This is a genomic window from Tsuneonella flava, assembly GCF_002870965.1.
GTDB lineage: Bacteria > Pseudomonadota > Alphaproteobacteria > Sphingomonadales > Sphingomonadaceae > Tsuneonella > Tsuneonella flava.
Map to the genome: position 1 here is coordinate 155,824 of NZ_PHSO01000006.1, position 18,044 is coordinate 173,867.

The following is an 18,044-nucleotide window of genomic DNA, read 5'->3' on the forward strand; positions in this document are numbered from 1 at the left end:
GGTTAATGTGGCCGGGGCATGCGTGGCAGTCATGCCCGCCGCGCATGGAGAGGCAGGGGGACATTTGGAAACATGGGTAGAAAAGGCCGTGTAGTGTGTGCCGAACCCAACCATCCCGCAGGTCAATTCACGACGAGACAACGCACCCCGCTCACGTCGAACTATTAATAATCATAGCAATTGGAGATCTAAAATGGCTAACACGGCCAATGGCATGACGAGCACAGACATCGCGGATCTGTTCTCGCTAACCGATAAAGTTGCGCTGGTCACTGGCGGGGCGCGCGGCCTTGGCAAGATGATCGCCGCAGGCCTGCTGCGGGCTGGCGCGAAGGTCTATATCACCTCCCGCAAGGAAGAAGACGCCCTCGCCGCCGCAGCAGATCTCAACGCGCTGGGCCCATGCGAAGCACTGCCGGGCGATGCCGGGAGCCCGGATGGAATTACCGAGCTGGCAGCGCTTTTCCGCCAAAAAGGCGAAACAGCGCTGCATATTCTGGTCAACAATGCGGGCCGAACCTGGGGGGCGCCATTCGACAGCTTTCCGGACAAGGCATGGGCCGGTGTGATGGCGGTCAATGTACAGGCACCGTTCCGCCTGATTCAGGAACTGCTTCCCGAATTGGAAGCGGCTGCCAGCACGGGAGATCCGGCGCGCGTAATCAACATTGGTTCGATCGCGGGATCGGGCGTCACCGATCTGCAAGCGTACAGCTATGGCGCGAGCAAGGCTGCGATCCATTTTCTGGGTAGCCAGCTCGCCGCGGATCTTGTTTCGCGCAACATCAACGTCAACACCGTCGCGCCCGGCTATTTCCCCACCGACATGACGGCGCATCTGCAAGACGAAGACTCAGGCCTCACGGGCAAAATCCCCATGCGTAGAATGGGAAACCCCGCCGATATCGCTGGTGCCATAATCTATCTGTCGAGCGCGGCGGGTGCCTATCTGACAGGCATCGTCCTGCCTGTCGACGGCGGGATCGCCGGAACGCGCTGAGCTGGATCGGGCAGCGGCGAATCCATCGCAGGAACGCCGCCGCCCGCTTTCAGACTATTGCACCTTGATGATGTGCCGGCCCATGATCTCGCCACCAAGGCGAGCAATCAGGCTGGGGGCTTCCGCGAAGGGATAACGGCCTTCGATGGGCACCGAGATCTTGCCACTGGTGGCGAGCGCATCGAGGTCTGCGATGGCCTGACTCCGCTCGTCCGCCGTGCGATTGGGCAGCGCCGCCCCCATCACGCTATAGGTCCGGTTGATCATGTCGATCGGGCTCAGGGTCGGAAATCCTGCCGAAATGCCGATCAGGACAAGCCTCCCCCCGAAAGCGATGCCCTGAGCAGCCGCGTCGCTCGGTTCCCCGCCTACGGGATCGAAGATCACGTCTGCCCCGTGGCCGCCCGTCACCTCGCGGACCGCCTCGCCGATATGGGACCGGGTGGTATCGATGACATGATCGGCGCCCAGCTTCCGGCAGAATTCGGCCTTGGCCTCTCCGCGAGCGGTCGCGACGACTGTCGCCCCCAGCGCCTTGCCCAGTTCTATCGCTGCCGACCCGCTGGCACCGGAGCCGCCCAGCACCAGCAGCGTCTCTCCTTCGGCAAGTTTGCCCCGGCTGACTAGCCCGACATAGGCTGTGTGATAGGGAACAACGAAACCCGCAGCCTGCTCGTCATCGAGCGCATCGGGAACGGGGAACGTGTCGATTTCCTGCGCGACCGCATACTCCGCAAGCGCTCCGGCCTGGTTCTTGTACATCGTGCGGGCCATGACGCGCTGGCCCTGAGAGAATGCGCTGTCCGGCCCGGCGGTATCGATCGTTCCAGAGAAGGAATGCCCGGGGATTGCGGGGCACTCGGTCACGAAGGGGTAGCGGCCCTGCACCGACATCTGGTCGGGAAGGCCCAGCCCAACGGCGCCCACCTTAATCACCACTTCGCCGGGTCCTGCAACCGGCTTCTCCATGTCCTTCAGTTCCAGAACATCGAGCGGTTCGCCAAATTTTTCGGCCTGCCACGCAAACATATCTCTCTCCTCAACTGCGCTCTGAACGACGCATAATTGAGATGGGCATAAAATATCTGGCGGCGCGATACCACCGCAATTTTAGCAATTCACGGAAGAGATGGGGCTGCCCCAGCAGCAGTGCCTAGTTGGCGGAGGTTTTTCGCTTGGCCGAGGCGGTTTTCGTCGTGCCGGACACGCCTTCGATCTTGCGATCGCGTTCGATGCCCAGCAGGAACATCGACATCCCTTCCTCGAACAGCTTGTCAGCGTTGAGTTCGAGCGGAGCCACCTTGCCGAAAACGATGTTCTGCGTCCGCTCGGGGTCAAGACTGGCGAGCTTGTCTTCGAGGAATTGGCGATGGTCGGCGGGCAGCAGAGCGTGCGAGGCCTGATGGGCCGTGGTGATCACAAACTCATGAATGAGTTGCCCGTAAATGCCCGTGCGCTCGGCAGAAAGTCCCGCCGCGCGCACGCTACCGACGAACCGGTCTAGCATCTCGGCGCCGTAGTCGCGGTCGCGGAAAGCGGTGAGCTGGAAAACGCGGAACTGGTGGTTCAAGACAAGATAGGCGGCGATCCCCGGATATGCCACGAGATGGTCGAAAAAGGCTCTCGACGAATTCCGCACATCCTGCTCCCAGTCACCGGTCACCTCCGGCCACTTCCTGATCAGGCTCTTGTAGAACAGGTTCATGATACCGGACGTCAGCCAGTCTCGCCCGCCGATATAGTAGTGTATCAGCGCCGGCGTGACCTCAAGCGACCGCGCGACAACGACGATCGAAAGGTCCTGCAACGCGACCGTCTTGGAAAGCTTGAGCGCCTTTTGCAGGATGCTGCGCCGACTGACCCCGCCCTTCTCATTGGCCGCCGGACGTCCGGGCCGTCGACCCGCGCCCCGGGCAGGCTTGCGGTTTGGCTTGCCGTCCTCGTCGTCCCCGCTGCTCTTGTTCCAGCTCAAACCCCAAAGCCCCTGTCTTCAAGAAAATTACGCCGCACAGCGGCGCAGTGACACCATTTTATCCCTTCTGTCAGACGGATGACCTCCATGTAAAGGTCTGCCGAGGCGAAGGTCGGACAATACTCACACTTTGAAACGCGGTGGAAGCAAGCTGATCGATACAGTTTTGGGGCCTGCGAATGCAGCGTGACAGTCTGCGATCGACCGCCGGAGGAAACCCGAAATCGGTCCGGCGCTTCCCTCAGCGGGTGACCAGAACGGGCCTGAGCCCTGCCGAGGAGTCGTACGTCATGGCCTCCTCGATCTTGTCGAAGCCGAACTCCTTGCCGATTCTCGTCGCGAGCAGCGGATCATCGATAAGCGCTTCGATATCCCGGGTCGCCGCAGCAAGCTTTACAGGGTCCGACAAGGTCACCGTTTCGAGCACCGAGTAGCGCTTGATGGTGAGGTTTTTCTCCACGATGTGCATGGTGGAAAACACCGCAGGCTTTGCCGCGCCCATGATGCCGGCGACATAGATTGTCGCGCCTTCGGGCAATGCCGGCACGATGCGGCCAAGCAGTTCGCCCCCGACGCCGTCGAACACGGCGGTCGTATCGAGGCGAGTGGCCAGATCCCGCAGTTGCTCCTCGAAATCTCCATCGCTTGTCAGCAAGACGTTCTCGATGCCCTTGCCGACAAGTGTGTCACGCGAGGCTTCCGACCTGACAAGGAAGATGGCCGGAATGCCCATCCGGCGGGTCAAAGCCGCGGCGATCAATCCGGTTGCCGAAGAGCCCGCCGTGGCGATGATGCCGCGATGCCCCTCACTCTGTGCCTGCGCCAGAAAGGCATAGATGGTCAGGATGTTGGCGAGCGAACCATTATAGTCTCGCACCCGCACGTTATCGGGCAGGATGAGGCAGGTCTCATAAGGAACCTGAGCCGTCTCGCACCACAAGCCCGTCGCCTCGGCGCTCGGCTTCAGCGCTTTGTAGATGGCCACCTTGCGCTCCAGATATCGCTCCGGGACACCGGCCCCGATCGCAGCGATGGTGCCGCCTCCGTTCGAGCCATAAATGTCGTGCAGCGCGGTTGCCCAGGTGCCGTTGGGAAGCGGGTGGCCGAGGAAGAACTTGTCCCCATGCATGATGCTGGCCGAGTCCATGTTCACAAGGACATGGCCTGCGGCGGGCTCCGTCAGCGTCGGCACCTCACGGACTTCGAGAGAACGGTCGTCGGTATAGCAGATGGCTTTCATGGCCTTCACACCCCCTTGCCACCGGAGAGATCGGCATAGGCCTTGGTCGCGAATTGCTCGAAAGTTGTGGCCGGGCGTCCGAGCAGCCATTCGAGCGTGCGCGGATTGCCGACGAAGTCGTATTGCTTATACCAGGCCATGATCGACCGGATAATGTCCTCCTGATGGCTGAAATCGCTGCCGGGTTCGCGATCCGCCCATAGCGCGTTGATCAGGTCGTCTGCGGTCCCGGGGGCAGGCGTGATCTCGCGGCCCATCACGCGCGTCAGGATCTGCGCCATGCCTGCATGGGTGAGCTTGTCCGGCCCGGCGAGTTCATAGGTCGCGAAATAGTGGGCCGATCCTTCGATCAGCACCTTGGCCGCCACATCGGTCAGATCCTCGAGCGAGAGATAGCTATGCACCCGGCTGTCATCTTCATGGAAGAACGGCAGCGTGCCTGTGTGCATGGCCGGAGCGACATAGACTTCCGGCGTCATGAAATCGCATGGTCGCAGCGCGGTGAAATTAAGGCCCGATTTGACCAGCGCCAGCTCATGATCGAGCTTGTAGCGGTGCTGGATGATGTCGATGAACGGCTGCAACAACGAGAGAAGGACCACGTGCCGCACGCCCACCTTCTTCGCGGCCTCGACCATAGCATATCCCATCGCCAGCTCGCGCGGATGGGCCCCAGGGCCGATATGGTAGACGGCCTCGCAGCCATCGAGCGCTTCGGTATAGACTTCGGGATCGCTAAGGTCGCCGACGAAGACTTCCTTGGCCCCTAGGCGCAACACTTCTTCGTCCCGCCCCGGCGTTCCGCGCGCACCCCGGACATCGAATCCGGCAGCAGCCAGCTTTGGGATCAGAAGCTTGCCTTGATGGCCATAGGCGGCCGTAACCAGAACCTTCATCTCAACTCTCCCTAGATCGGCCATGCGCTTTTTTTGAAAGCGCTCCTGCTAGCCAAAATAATTATTACATTTGTCAATTTAAGGCGGCCTTTAGCCAACCGGAACCCGCAAAACTGCCCAGCCGGTGGTGCGCGCCGAGCGGGTCCGGGCCTGCCGCATCGCATGACGCGGCAGGCCCGGACCCGCTGGGATCATTTCATTTCGAAATAGCCCGACTTGCCGGTCACCACGTCCGGCTGGCCGTCGATCGAAGCAGGGCGAAGAATGGCCGCGGTGACCTCGTGCGAAAGATGCAGCGCAAATTCGCGGGTGAAGAGGTTCTTCCAGCGCTGCCGCGCGACGTTGGTCGTCAGCGCTCTAACCTCACGGGGGCGGGCCATCAGATGCCGGGCCATTGCCCAAGATTGCTTGAGAAGCTCATCCCGCGGCACGATGTCGCTCACCAGACCCCAGTCCAGCGCCTGTTGCGCGGTGACGGGCTGGCCGAGGAACATCGCCTTGTTCGCGCGCTTCAGGCCCATCAACTCCTGCAGGATCAGGTAATTCCCGTCGCCCGGTACGAGGCCAAGCGTGAAATGCGGTTCGACGAAGGTCGTATCGGGGGTGCACAGCGTAAGATCCGCCAGCAAGGGTGTTTCAGCGTGGAAGCCCGGCCCGTTGATCGCGCCGATGACAGGGATGTTCACGTTCCAGATCAGCTCTTCGACGATCTTGGTCCCGTCGGTGTGAAACAAATCGTAGATCAGGTCGGTAAATGGCGGCGGCGCTTCGCCGTCGATTTCCTTGCCGACACTGGTGTTGTGATCCACCGACTTGACCCAGTAATCGCCCGTTCCGGTGAGGATCATCACCTCGTTCTTGCGGTCGGCACCGACCGCGCGGAACATCTGTGTGAAGGCGCGGTGCAGTTCGAGACCGAACAGAGCCTCCTCGCCGTTCGTATGCACCCGCACCTCGATGATGCCATCTTCGCGCTTCATCTTGAAAAAGGGGGAGAGGCGCTCGGAGTAGCTCTCAAACTCTTCGTCCGGCAGGAACCTGGTTACCATTTCAATATCCTTCCCAATAGCTCATTCAGGCGCGAAGTGGCTCCGCTCGGTGGCCTTGCCTCCCTCGCCCGATATTCGGCAGCTTCCAAATCAGGCCGACGGCGCCAGATCGCCAATCCGCCTGCCAGAAGCCGCGACTAATAATTAAGGTACATGAAAATAAAATTGAGACAATCGCTATGTGCTGGCGCCGCCGGAGCGGGAGACAGACAGGATGCGCCGACGGAAAGTTGCCCTCCCGTCGGCGCCCTGCACACTTCGTCACTTCACTGATGTCAGACCGGCAATCTGCGAACCCGACGGCCAGCATTCATCGGCACTTAGAAGCTGTACCCCAAAGTCACACCATAGGTACGCGGCGGAGCAGGCTGCGCGATGTCAGATCCCCCCGCCACTCCGGCCTGGAATGAGTAGTAGTAGGAATCGGTCAGGTTATTGGCCCAGACCGATAGGCGAAGCCCATCATCGCCTTCCCAGCCAAGCGACGCCGAAAGCACCACATGCTCATCTACGAAAAGACGGTTATCCAGTTCGTTGAAGGCTTTACCGGCATACAGCAGATTGCTGCTAAGCCTGATCGCACCGTTATTAATCGGATAGCGATATTCGAAACCGACATTCCCCGAGAACTCTGGAGCATTGGGCAAACGGTTGCCCTTTGCATTGTACGTTGGATCGCCATTGTCGTTAAGGCCATTGGGCAAACGGTTCGTATTGGGAGCGCCAGGGAAATCGCCAATCTCCGTGTGCAGGTAACCCCCGTTGGCACGCAGGGTGAGTTCCGGTGTGACCCTGCCCGTCAACTCTACCTCTGCCCCGTAAAGTTTCGCGGACGGCCCGTTCACAGTCTGAACCACGCCCGCGACCACACGCTGGAACTGGATGTTCTCGAAATCATAGTAGAAGGCCGACGTGTTGAATATCAGCTTTCGGTCAAACAGTTCCGTTTTCAGACCGGCTTCATAGGCGTCGAGCTGCTCGGGCAGGAACCCCGTATTGAACGACGGCGCAGTTCCAAGAGAGAAGCCGCCTGATTTCGTGCCACGGTTATACGAAATATAACCCAGCACTTCGGGACTGAATTTGTAGTCCAAGGAAACCCGCCACGTCGGCTTCTCAGTTACCAGTTTCTTAGTCTGCTCGGGGTCGAGAGCGACTGGCGAATCCGAGATGTTTTGCGACCCGGTATATGTCACCTCGTCACGGGTGTACCGAATCCCCGCAGTCACACTGAGCTTATCCGTCAGAGGATATGTACCTTGAGCGAAGCCCGAGATCGACCGGGTCTCATCCACCCCGAATAACGACACGCCGGGAAGAGGGGAGAAAGCAAGCCCCGTAATTTTCGTGGGATTAATAGCGGCGTCATAGTTATAATAGAAGACACCAGCGAGCCATTGAAACTTCGCATCCGAAGGGGCCATAATATGGAACTCTTCGGAAACCATACGCGTATCGATGACGAAATCACCCCTCACGACATGCAGCGGCGAGGCGTCCTGATCGATCGTCTGGGTCGCATCAAATTTCGAATAGGCTGTAATGCTCCTTATCTGGAAACTGCCAAAATCATGCGTAGCGGTGAGCGATCCGCCGTAGCCCTCGCCGTCAACGAACGCATCGTCATTCCCGGCAGTCTGGTATCGCCCGAGAAATCCCTGCCCCGCGCCGGGTGGGTTCTGGAGTCCAATATTGTGGTGGGTGAACTTTCCATAGTTACCCGCCAGCGTAATTTCGGTTGCATCCCCCGGCGTAAACAAGAGCTTTGCACGCGCATTGAAATCGCGGGCATAATAATCGTCTGTACCGAGTGTTACGTTCCTGCCCCAGCCCTCATTCTGATTTTGATACTGAACCGCCAGATTTGCAGCCACATTGTCCGACAGGCCGGCCGAAACATAGCCCGCCGCACTTACAGTCTCGTAGTTACCATAGCTGACCGCAAAGTTCATTTCGGGACTGAAACTTGGCGCCTTGGTAACGACCTGCACAACACCGCCTGTGGCATTGCGACCGAAAAGGGTGCCCTGCGGACCTTTGAGCACCTCGATTCGTTCGAGACCGTTGAACTCAAACACGTTGGCGTAAACGGACGGCTGATAGACGCCATCGACATAGATCGCCACAGAACTCTCTGCGGCAATGTCAGCCGAAGAAGAACCGATCCCACGCAGGAACGGAGCGGCAGCACCGACCGACTTGACCACAACCAGGTTGGGAACGACCGACTGAAGCTGTGACGTACCGGTTACCCCGGTATTTTCCAATGTGGATGAATTCACCGCGCTGATGGAGATCGGCACATCCTGAAGGCGCTGCTCACGCCGTTGAGCTGTGACAATGATGTCACCACCGACAGCTTCGCCAGATTCCTCGGCCACCGCTTCCGAAGACTGTGAATCACTGCTCGCCTGTGCAAGCACCGGCTGACTCAGGAAAGTTAAGGCCGAAGCCCCGCACAACAATACCAGTTTTGCCTTCATCTTTATACCCTCATCCACTTCAATTTATTATTATAATGCAAAAAATAACTGCCAAAAATTAGTCGCCATCAGGCGACTTAAAGGTCAGTCTGCACACCAGAATTTTCACTAAAAGTTTTATGATAGGGGGGTTAATTTGTCAACTCATTCGAGACTGCATCCACCAGTAGGCGAAAGGCCATCCCCCAAGCAGCATCTCAGAATTCGCTGCCATCCCGCGCGATCACCACGACACCGTCGAACACGTCGCGTACACCCTGCGTATACTGGCGCATGTCGGTTTCATTGTCGGAACCCGGCCCGACATGGGTGAGGACGACCATCTTCACCCCGGCTCGTGCAGCAAGGCGCCCCACTTCGGTGGGGGTCAGATGTTCTTCACGTTGGTGGTCGATCGTAGGCTTAAGTTCAGCGTCCGTGGCCCCTGCAAATGCTGTCTTTTTCATTAGCGCGATCACGCCCTCTAGGTCGAGCACCTCACTCACCAGCACATCCGCGCCCTTTGCGAGTTCCACGACGGCATCCGACGGGCCCGTGTCGCCGGTAAAGACGACCGAACGATCAGGGGTATCGAAACGATAGGAGTAGGACCGAGCCGCGCCCAGCGGCCGACGACCATCGGGCATAGCGCTGTAATGCGTATTCTCGACTGCGGTCACGCGCACCTTGTCGTCTTCGTAGATCACGCTCGGTCCGGTGACATCAACGTCATGCGGCTTCACCAGATCGGCAATCGTCGGAGACGGGGGAATCTGGGCCGTGTATATTCCCTCGGGGATCGACAGATATTTCTCCGCATCGCTCACGAAAGTGCTGGTCGCGGGAGGACCGTAGATCTCAATCGGCTTCCCGGTGCGCGCGATCCAGGCATAGCCCAGAAGCGGAGCAAGTCCGGCGACATGGTCGAAATGCAGGTGGGTCAAAAAGATGCGATCGATCTGCGCGGGCTGAACACCGGCCATCGCCAACTGGTGCGACACACCCGGCCCGGCGTCGATCAGATAGATACGCGAGCCCACCTGCAAGACATTGGCAGACCCCGATCGCTTCACGAGAGCGATGGGCCCCGCCACAGTCCCCAAGGTAATGATGCGCGTCGCCTCGGTGGTTGAAACGGCGCTTTCTTCTGCGGTTGTGTCTCCACTGGAAGCAAACGCAGCCGGGGCTGGAAGGCATGCAATAGCCATAGCGGCAAGAAGAGTGCCTCCAGCATGCAATGGCGCACGTTTGATACCATTCCCGATCTTGGGCATTCGGTTCATCCTCTACTCCTGGAATTCTATAGAACTTGTTTTTTCGGCGGCGCCGTATTTAATAGCGGTCCTATTTTATCCGCCATTCAGAGCGCGGGTTCTGCGCCCCGATCTACTTATTTGTTTATACCCTCGATCTTGTGATATTTCCCGCCGAAGAACAGCAACGGCAAAGTGTCATGCTCTTTCTCGAGCTGTTCAACCTTCCCCACCACGAGCACGTGATCGCCGACTTCATGGACCACTTCCGTCTCGCAATCGATCCAGGCCAGAACATCATCGAGGATGGGCTGCCCGCCGGGGCTCGAACGGTGGCTCAGCCCGGCAAACTTGTCGGGAGAACTCGCCGCGAAGCGCTTGCAGTATTCCAGCTGTTCGTGACCCAGCACGCTGACGCAGAAGCGCCCCACTTTGGCGATTCCCTGCCAGCTCGACGACTTTTTCGCCGCGCAGAAGCCAACCAGCGGCGGATCGAGGGAAATCGAGGAAAACGTACCCACGACCATGGCATGCTTGCGCCCGTCCGTGCCTTGCGCCGCTATCACGCAGACCCCGGTCGGATAGGCCGAAAGGACGTCGCGAAACTTGCGAGGGTCGATCATGGCCAGGGCGTGATCGGAGTGAGCGGTATCCTGACACTCCTCGTCGCCCTCCGGCGTATCCGAGGATCGTACTGCTGCCAGCTTGTTCGACATTACCTTCTCCGCCTAATCTGCAGTCGGGACATGGCTTCGCCGCAGTCCCCAACGCAGAGCATCTCTCACCGGAATCATATTTTATACGGGTGATAAATATCAAGTTAGTTGCGCTCGGTCAATTCCCGGAGTCTGGCCGGAGGACAGTTTCAGCCTTCGAAGGGCAACCGTGAGGTATCCTTTCGTGCTTGCCCGTCAGATGGCGGCCAGCACCGCGTCACCCATCTGCGCCGTCGTCAGCGTGCCGCCGAGGTCCGGCGTGCGGGCACCACTCTCCAGCGCCTTCGCCACTGCCGCATCGATCCGGTCGGCCTCCGCACCCATGCCGAGCGAATAGCGCAGCATCATCGCGGCAGACAGGATCGTGGCAAGCGGGTTTGCCTTGCCCTGACCTGCGATATCGGGCGCGGAGCCGTGGATCGGCTCGTAAAGACCCTTCTGATTTGCATCGAGTGAAGCGGAGGGTAGCATGCCGATCGAACCGGCACACATCGACGCCAAATCGGACAGGATATCGCCGAACAGGTTGCCAGTAACGATTACGTCGAACTGGCCGGGATTGCGCACCAGCTGCATCGCGGCATTGTCAACATACATGTGGCTAAGCTCGACATCGGGGAACTCTGCCGAAACCTCGATCACGACATCGCGCCAAAGCTGCGAGGTTTCGAGCACATTGGCCTTGTCGACCGAACACAGCTTGCCCTTTCGCGCACGCGCCGTCTCGAAACCGACGCGCGCAATGCGGGACACCTCGTCCTCGTCATAGGACATGATGTCATAGCCTTCGCGGCGGCCCGAGGCGGTCTTACGCATGGCCTTTTCGCCGAAATAAACATCGCCATTGAGTTCGCGGACGATCACCATGTCGATCGCCTGCGCCACTTCTGGCCGCAGCGCCGAAGCGTCGGCCAGTTCCTTGAACAGCGTGGCCGGGCGCAGATTGGCGAACAGGGTCAGTTCCTTGCGAAGACCCAGGATCGCCTGTTCCGGACGCAGATGCCGCTCCAGCCCATCGCACTCAGGATCACCGACCGCGCCGAACAGAATCGCGTCGGCGCGCTTCGCAATGTCGAGCGTTGCGGGCGGCAGCGGGTGCCCGGCACTCTTGTAGGCCGCGCCACCGACATCAGCAGTCTCATAGCTCAGCGTGTCGCCGACGACCTTGTCGAGCACGCGAACCGCCTCGGCAATGACTTCGGGGCCGATGCCGTCTCCGGGCAGCAAGGCAATCAACATCTCGTTTTCCTCTTCTGTGTCGGATTGTTCAAAGCCAGGGGCGATCCATGGCCATTTTCGTTTCGAAAGCGGCAATCTCCGCATCCTGCTCCAAAGTCATGCCGACCTCGTCGAGCCCATTGAGCAAGCAGTGCTTGCGGAAGGGGTCGATTTCGAAGGTGAAGCGGTCCTGGAATGGCGTCGTCACCGCCTGACTCTCAAGGTCGATGATGATCGGATCGGTCTGCGCGACCTCCAGCAGACGGTCTACCACCTCCTGTGGCAGGACCACCGTCAAAATGCCGTTCTTGAAGGCATTGCCCGAAAAGATGTCGGAAAAACTCGGCGCGATGATCGCTTTGATCCCCATATCGAGCAACGCCCAGGCAGCATGCTCGCGGCTCGATCCGCACCCAAAGTTATCGCCTGCGATCAGGATATTGGCGCCGGCATATTCGGGATCGTCGAAGATGTTGCCGGGTTGCGCGCGGATCGTTTCGAATGCGCCCTCGCCCAGTCCCTTGCGGGTGATCGTCTTCAGATATTGCGCCGGAATGATCACATCGGTGTCGACATTCTTCATGCCCAGCGGGATCGCCCTGCCTTCTACAACGTGGATCGGGTTCATGCGTCTGCTCCCAGCGGTTCGAGTTTGCGGACGTCCGCCAGATGGCCGGTCACCGCCGCAGCGGCAGCCATCGCCGGGCTGACCAGATGGGTGCGCGAGCCCGGCCCCTGCCTTCCGACGAAGTTGCGGTTGGAAGTGGAGGCGCAGCGTTCGCCCGGCGGCACCTTGTCTGGGTTCATCGCGAGGCACATCGAACAGCCCGGCTCGCGCCATTCGAAGCCTGCGTCGATAAAGATACGGTCGAGCCCCTCTTCCTCAGCCTGACGCTTCACGAGGCCGGAGCCCGGTACGATCAGCGCCTGACGCACATTGCCGGCGATCTTGCGGCCCTTCACCACCTCCGCAGCGGCGCGCAGATCCTCGATCCGGCTGTTGGTGCAGCTTCCGATGAAGATATTCTCGACCGGTATGTCCTCCATCCGTGTGCCGGGGGTCAGACCCATGTATTCGAGCGACTTCTGCGCAGCGGCCCGCTTGGACGGATCGGCAAAGTTTGCCGGATCGGGCACCACGCCGGTGATCGGCAGCACGTCCTCGGGGCTGGTGCCCCAGGTCAGCGACGGCGCGATGTCGGCGGCATCGATCACGACGACCTTGTCGTAGCTCGCGCCCGCGTCGGTCGGCAGCGTTTTCCACCATGCCAGCGCCTTGTTCCAGTCCTCGCCCGTCGGGGCCATCGGGCGGCCCTTGATATAGGCGTAGGTTTTCTCGTCGGGTGCCACCAGACCGGCGCGCGCACCGGCCTCGATCGACATATTGGAAACGGTCAGTCGCCCCTCGATCGACATCTCGCGGAAGACATTGCCGGTATATTCGATCACATGGCCGGTGCCGCCTGCCGTTCCGATCACGCCGATGACGTGCATGATCACGTCCTTGGGCGTGACGCCCGGCCCCAGCTGCCCCTCGACGCGCACTTCCATCGTCTTCGACGGCGTCAGCAACAGCGTCTGAGTGGCCATGACATGCTCGATTTCGGATGTGCCGATACCGAAGGCCAGCGCGCCCAGTCCGCCATGGCAGGAGGTGTGGCTGTCGCCGCAGACAATCGTGGTGCCGGGCAACGAAAAGCCCTGCTCCGGCCCGACGACATGAACGATTCCCTGCTCCGCCGCGACTGCATCGATGTAACGCACGCCGAACTCGGGCGCGTTCTTTTCCAGCGTGGCCAGTTGGGTGGCCGATGCGGCATCCGCGATCGGGATGCGCTTGCCGTCCGCATCCACTCGCGCCGTGGTCGGCAAGTTGTGATCGGGCACCGCCAGCATCAGGTCAGGCCGGCGCAGCTTGCGACCGGCGAGGCGCAACGCCTCAAAGGCCTGCGCGCTGGTAACCTCATGGATGAGATGCCGGTCGATATAGATCAGGCAGGTGCCATCGTCGCGCCGATCGACGACATGCGCGTCCCAGATCTTCTCGTACAGGGTGCGGGGCTTGCTGGTCATAGGCTGTAATCCAATCATTCTGCGAACAGCAACGCAGGCGTTTCAAGCAGACGCCTGAGAGCCTGCACATAACTCGCGGCATCCCAACCATCGACGACGCGATGGTCACAGCTGATCGACAGGTTCATCAGCTTGGCGGCGGCGACTTTCCCGTCGCGGAACACTGGACGTTCAACCACCTTGTTTGGAGCAATGATCGCCACCTCAGGGCGGTTGATAACCGGGGTAGAGGCAATGCCGCCCATCGGGCCGAGTGAAGTGAGCGTCAGCGTCGAGCCTGACAGTTCCTGCGAGGACGCCTTGCCGCTGCGCGCCGCTTCAGCAAGGCGCACGATCTCGCTCGCCAACTGCCATATATTGCGGCCCTCAGCGTTGCGGATCACCGGCACCATCAGCCCGGCATCGGTCTGGGTCGCCATGCCAAGATGGACCGCGCCAGAACGGGTGACGATCCCCGCCTCGTCATCATAGCGGGCGTTGATCATCGGGAAGTCAGGCAGCGTCTTGCAGATCGCGGCGATCAGCAGCGGCAGCATAGTGAGCTTGGGCTTGGCCCCGCGCGTCGCGTTAAGATCGGCGCGCAGTTCCTCCAGCCTGGTGACGTCGATCTCGTCGACATAAGTGAAATGCGGGATGGCGCGCTTCGACGCCGCCATGCTCTCGGCGATGCGGCGGCGCATGCCCACCACCTTCACCTGTTCGTCCTGGCGCTTGCCACCGGCAGGGAGATAGCCGCCGCTGGCATTGTAGCTGAGGAAAGCGTCGAGGTCGGCATGGCGGACGCGGCCATCGCGGCCCTTCACATCGGCAAGGTCGATGCCGAGGTTCTTCGCGCGCTGGCGCACTGCGGGGGAAGCGAGGACATCGCCTCGCACGGCTTCCACCACTGGTTCTGGCTCGGGCGTCGGCTCGGAATCGGTACTGAGCAATTTGCCTGCGTCCGGGTTTTCGAGCTCGATTGGCTTCCCGACCTTGTCGTCCTGCAACCCAGCAACTGTTTCCGCTTCAACGGCTTTGGCGCTCTGTTCGCCCATTTCATCAGGGATTTCGCCTTCGAGCTCGATCGTCACGAGCATCGAACCGATTGCAATCGTGTCTCCGACGTTGCCAGCGATCTCGATGATCTTTCCCGCAACCGGACTTTCCATTTCGACCGTCGCCTTGTCGGTCATCATGTCGGCGATCTGCTGATCTTCCTCAACAGTGTCGCCGACCGCTACGTGCCAAGCGACGATTTCCGCCTCGGCAATGCCTTCGCCGATGTCGGGCAGGTTGAAGGTGAAATTCGCCATGGGATCAATCCTGCATTACTTTGTTGAGCGCATTGACGAGGCGCTTTGGTCCCGGAAAATAGTCCCATTCGAAAGCATGGGGATAAGGCGTGTCCCAACCCGCCACCCGCTCCACAGGCGCTTCAAGCCAGTAGAAGCAGCGCTCCTGCACAAGAGCGGATAGCTCACCGCCAAAGCCGCCATAGCGAGACGCCTCGTGGAGAATTACGCAGCGTCCGGTTTTCTTCACGGACTCGATGATCGTATCGATGTCGAGCGGCACGATGGAGCGCAGATCGATCAGTTCGGCGTCGATGCCACTGTCCTCGATCCCCGCTAGCGCGACATGGACCATGGTGCCGTATGCGAGCACCGTGGCCGCCTCACCTTCGCGAACCACTGCGGCCTTGCCCAAAGGCACCGTGTAGTGTCCCTCAGGCACCTCGGCGTGCTCATGCCCGGCCCAGGATTTTACCTCCTGGTCGTGGCGGCCATCGAACGGCCCGTTGTAGAGTCGCTTGGGTTCGAGAAAGATCACTGGATCGTTGCATTCGATCGATGCGATCAACAATCCCTTGGCATCATAGGGATTGGACGGAATGACCGTCTTTAGCCCCGTGATATGTGCAAATATCGCCTCGGGGCTCTGGCTGTGGGTCTGCCCGCCGAAAATACCGCCGCCATAAGGCGATCGCACCGTGATCGGCGCCCAGAACTCGCCCCCGGACCGATAGCGCAATCGCGCAGCTTCTGAGACAAGCTGATCGAACGCGGGCAGGATATAATCGGCGAACTGGATTTCGGGCACCGGGCGCAAGCCATAAGCCCCCATGCCAATAGCAGTCGCGATGATGCCGCCTTCCGATATCGGCGCGTCGAAACAGCGCTTGAGGCCGTGTTTCTCCTGCAGCTTGTCGGTTGCCCGGAACACGCCGCCGAAATAGCCGACATCTTCACCGAAGATCAGCACCTTGGGGTCGCGCGCAAGCATCACGTCGAGCGCCGAATTGATCGACTGGATCATGTTCATCGCCGCCATGATCAGTCCCTCACTTCGCGTAATTGTTCGACCAGCCGCCAGTCATGTTCCTCGAAAACGTCCTCGAACATCTGTTCGATTGGCGGTTTGGATTTACCCAGAGTACCGATCTTCTCAGCCTCCTTCACAGCAGCCCGCACGGCGATGTCGAGTTCGGACGCCAGCGAAGCGTGCTTCTCCTCATCCCACACGCCAGTCGCAATCAGGTGGCGCTTCAGCCGCTCGACCGGATCGCCCAGCGGCCATGTGGAGGCTTCGTCAGCTGGGCGGTACTTGGTCGGATCGTCGGAAGTAGAGTGCCCCTCAGCGCGATAGGTGAACAACTCGATCAACGTCGCACCACGGTTGCTGCGCGCGCGTTCCGCCGCCCATTGCGTTGCGGCCCAGACGGCGAGGAAATCGTTGCCATCCACCCGCAGCCCCGGAATTCCGTAGCCGATCGCCTTCGCCGCGAAGGTCGTCTCTTCGGCACCGGCAATGCCGGCGAAGGAGGAGATCGCCCATTGATTGTTGGTCACGCAAAGCACGACAGGCGCGTGATAGACAGAGGCAAAGGTCAGCGCCTCATGGAAGTCGCCTTCGGCCGTGGTCCCCTCGCCGATATAAGCCAGCGCGATCTTATCGTCTTCCGAATAGGCGGACGCCATCGCCCAACCCACTGCATGGCCGAACCGGCTGCCAACATTGCCCGACAGCGAATAAAAACCGTAGTCACGCGCCGAATAGAGGATCGGCAGTTGCCTGCCCTGCAACGGGTCTTTGGCATTGTTGAAAATCTGGTTCACCAGATCGGTCAGCGGATAGTCTCGCGCCATCAGCCAGCTTAGAACGCGATAGGTGGGAAAGCTCATGTCGCCCTGGTCGAGCGCCAGCGACTGCGCGGCCCCGATCGCCTCTTCGCCGGTGGACTTCATGTAAAAGCTGGTCTTACCCTGACGGTGCGCGCGAAACAGACGGTCGTCGAATGCCCGCGTCAGCATCATCGCGCGCAGCCCCTTGATCATTCTGTCCGTCGATAGCTTCGGATTCCACGGCCCGACGGCGGCATCCTGTTCGTCGAGCACCCGGATCAACGTGTAGGGCAGATCGCGCAATTCGTGCTCCGGCGCTCCAATATCGGGGCACCGCACCGCGCCAGCAGCCGGTATCTCGAGATGATCGAAACTGGGTTGCTCGCCCGGCCGCGCGTTGGGTTCCGGCACATACAGACTCAGCTTAGCACGGTTTGACATCGTCTCTCCTCCAAACCGTGACTACCCGATGAGCTGGAGGAGAGAATTTTCCTATTTCCTTGAAGTCATGAATTCACTAGGATGATAATTTCGATAAATGCGATTTTTGAGGATGAATTCACAGATGGACGAGACGGACCGACGAATTCTGCGTGCAGCGCAGGCTCATCCCGATCTCGCGATTGCAGAGCTCGCTGAAAAGGCGGGCCTCTCGCACACGCCCTGCTGGCGCCGCCTTAAGAAGCTTGAGGAGACGGGGATCATCTCAGGCCGTGCTGTTCTGTTAGATCCCAAGAGGCTTGGCCTCGTTATCAACGTGTTCGCAAATTTGCAGTTAAAGCAGCACGATGAGGAAACTCTCGATGCATTGGAACAGGCAATCCACATCCATCCGGAGATCATCGAAGGCTTTTCGATGAGCGGGTCGAGCGACTATGTTCTCCGCGTCGTCGCCAAGAGCGTCGAGGATTATGAGCGCTTCCTCAAGAAAGTACTGCTTCACCTCCCGGGTGTTAGCTCGATTAACTCAAGCTTTGCGCTGAAAACGATCAAGATGACGACGGTGCTTCCGGTCTGAACCGCTGCATGAGTGGACTCAGCTAGGACGTATCTGTAAATGCCAT

16 protein-coding genes are annotated in these 18,044 nt (G+C 59.8%); 2 read left to right on the plus strand and 14 right to left on the minus strand.

Going from position 1 to position 18,044, the window contains the following annotated elements; genetic code table 11:
* Positions 1 to 193: 193 nt before the first annotated feature.
* Positions 194 to 1,000, plus strand: coding sequence for an SDR family NAD(P)-dependent oxidoreductase (locus tag CV013_RS10540; protein WP_223805220.1), 807 nt, complete (start codon positions 194 to 196; stop codon positions 998 to 1,000).
* 54 nt (positions 1,001 to 1,054) lie between these two features.
* Here CV013_RS10540 and CV013_RS10545 read toward each other — a convergent pair whose 3' ends face one another.
* The 14 genes from CV013_RS10545 to CV013_RS10610 all read right to left on the minus strand — a co-directional run bounded on the left by CV013_RS10545 (position 1,055) and on the right by CV013_RS10610 (position 17,421).
* Positions 1,055 to 2,029, minus strand: a complete 975-nt coding sequence (locus tag CV013_RS10545) for an NADPH:quinone oxidoreductase family protein (RefSeq protein WP_102155454.1) — start codon at positions 2,027 to 2,029, stop codon at positions 1,055 to 1,057.
* A 124-nt stretch (positions 2,030 to 2,153) separates the two neighbouring features.
* Positions 2,154 to 2,972 (minus strand): TetR/AcrR family transcriptional regulator C-terminal domain-containing protein, encoded by an 819-nt coding sequence (locus tag CV013_RS10550; RefSeq protein ID WP_102155456.1) that lies wholly within the window; start codon positions 2,970 to 2,972, stop codon positions 2,154 to 2,156.
* Between the two features lie 241 nt (positions 2,973 to 3,213).
* A complete protein-coding gene (locus CV013_RS10555) occupies positions 3,214 to 4,212 on the minus strand; it encodes a zinc-binding dehydrogenase (RefSeq protein WP_102155940.1) in 999 nt (332 codons plus the stop codon).
* 5 nt (positions 4,213 to 4,217) lie between these two features.
* The gene (locus tag CV013_RS10560; RefSeq protein WP_102155457.1) at positions 4,218 to 5,108 is read right to left on the minus strand and encodes an SDR family oxidoreductase; all 891 of its coding nucleotides are present in this window, start codon (positions 5,106 to 5,108) and stop codon (positions 4,218 to 4,220) included.
* A gap of 191 nt (positions 5,109 to 5,299) precedes the next feature.
* Positions 5,300 to 6,157, minus strand: a complete 858-nt coding sequence (locus tag CV013_RS10565) for an enoyl-CoA hydratase/isomerase family protein (RefSeq protein WP_102155459.1) — start codon at positions 6,155 to 6,157, stop codon at positions 5,300 to 5,302.
* A gap of 320 nt (positions 6,158 to 6,477) precedes the next feature.
* Positions 6,478 to 8,640 carry a TonB-dependent receptor gene (locus CV013_RS10570; protein WP_102155461.1) on the minus strand — a complete coding sequence of 721 codons (2,163 nt, stop codon included), beginning with the start codon at positions 8,638 to 8,640 and terminating at the stop codon, positions 6,478 to 6,480.
* A gap of 197 nt (positions 8,641 to 8,837) precedes the next feature.
* The gene (locus CV013_RS10575) at positions 8,838 to 9,827 is read right to left on the minus strand and encodes an MBL fold metallo-hydrolase (protein WP_102155941.1); all 990 of its coding nucleotides are present in this window, start codon (positions 9,825 to 9,827) and stop codon (positions 8,838 to 8,840) included.
* Positions 9,828 to 10,009: 182 nt separating this feature from the next.
* On the minus strand, positions 10,010 to 10,495 hold the full coding sequence (locus tag CV013_RS10580; protein ID WP_102155942.1) for a flavin reductase family protein: 486 nt from the start codon (positions 10,493 to 10,495) through the stop codon (positions 10,010 to 10,012).
* 288 nt (positions 10,496 to 10,783) lie between these two features.
* A complete protein-coding gene (leuB, locus tag CV013_RS10585; RefSeq protein ID WP_102155463.1) occupies positions 10,784 to 11,827 on the minus strand; it encodes a 3-isopropylmalate dehydrogenase in 1,044 nt (347 codons plus the stop codon).
* A 28-nt stretch (positions 11,828 to 11,855) separates the two neighbouring features.
* Complete coding sequence (gene leuD, locus CV013_RS10590) at positions 11,856 to 12,434, minus strand: 3-isopropylmalate dehydratase small subunit (RefSeq protein ID WP_102155464.1); 579 nt, start codon at positions 12,432 to 12,434, stop codon at positions 11,856 to 11,858.
* A complete protein-coding gene (gene leuC, locus CV013_RS10595; protein ID WP_102155466.1) occupies positions 12,431 to 13,879 on the minus strand; it encodes a 3-isopropylmalate dehydratase large subunit in 1,449 nt (482 codons plus the stop codon). Before leuC ends, leuD begins: the two co-directional genes overlap by 4 nt.
* A 14-nt stretch (positions 13,880 to 13,893) precedes the next feature.
* Positions 13,894 to 15,171 (minus strand): dihydrolipoamide acetyltransferase family protein, encoded by a 1,278-nt coding sequence (locus CV013_RS10600; RefSeq protein WP_102155468.1) that lies wholly within the window; start codon positions 15,169 to 15,171, stop codon positions 13,894 to 13,896.
* A gap of 4 nt (positions 15,172 to 15,175) precedes the next feature.
* Complete coding sequence (locus CV013_RS10605; protein WP_102155470.1) at positions 15,176 to 16,189, minus strand: alpha-ketoacid dehydrogenase subunit beta; 1,014 nt, start codon at positions 16,187 to 16,189, stop codon at positions 15,176 to 15,178.
* A 2-nt stretch (positions 16,190 to 16,191) separates the two neighbouring features.
* The gene (locus tag CV013_RS10610; protein ID WP_102155471.1) at positions 16,192 to 17,421 is read right to left on the minus strand and encodes a thiamine pyrophosphate-dependent enzyme; all 1,230 of its coding nucleotides are present in this window, start codon (positions 17,419 to 17,421) and stop codon (positions 16,192 to 16,194) included.
* 124 nt (positions 17,422 to 17,545) lie between these two features.
* Between CV013_RS10610 and CV013_RS10615 the strand changes: the two genes are divergently transcribed.
* On the plus strand, positions 17,546 to 17,998 hold the full coding sequence (locus CV013_RS10615) for an Lrp/AsnC family transcriptional regulator (RefSeq protein WP_102155943.1): 453 nt from the start codon (positions 17,546 to 17,548) through the stop codon (positions 17,996 to 17,998).
* Positions 17,999 to 18,044 lie beyond the last annotated feature (46 nt).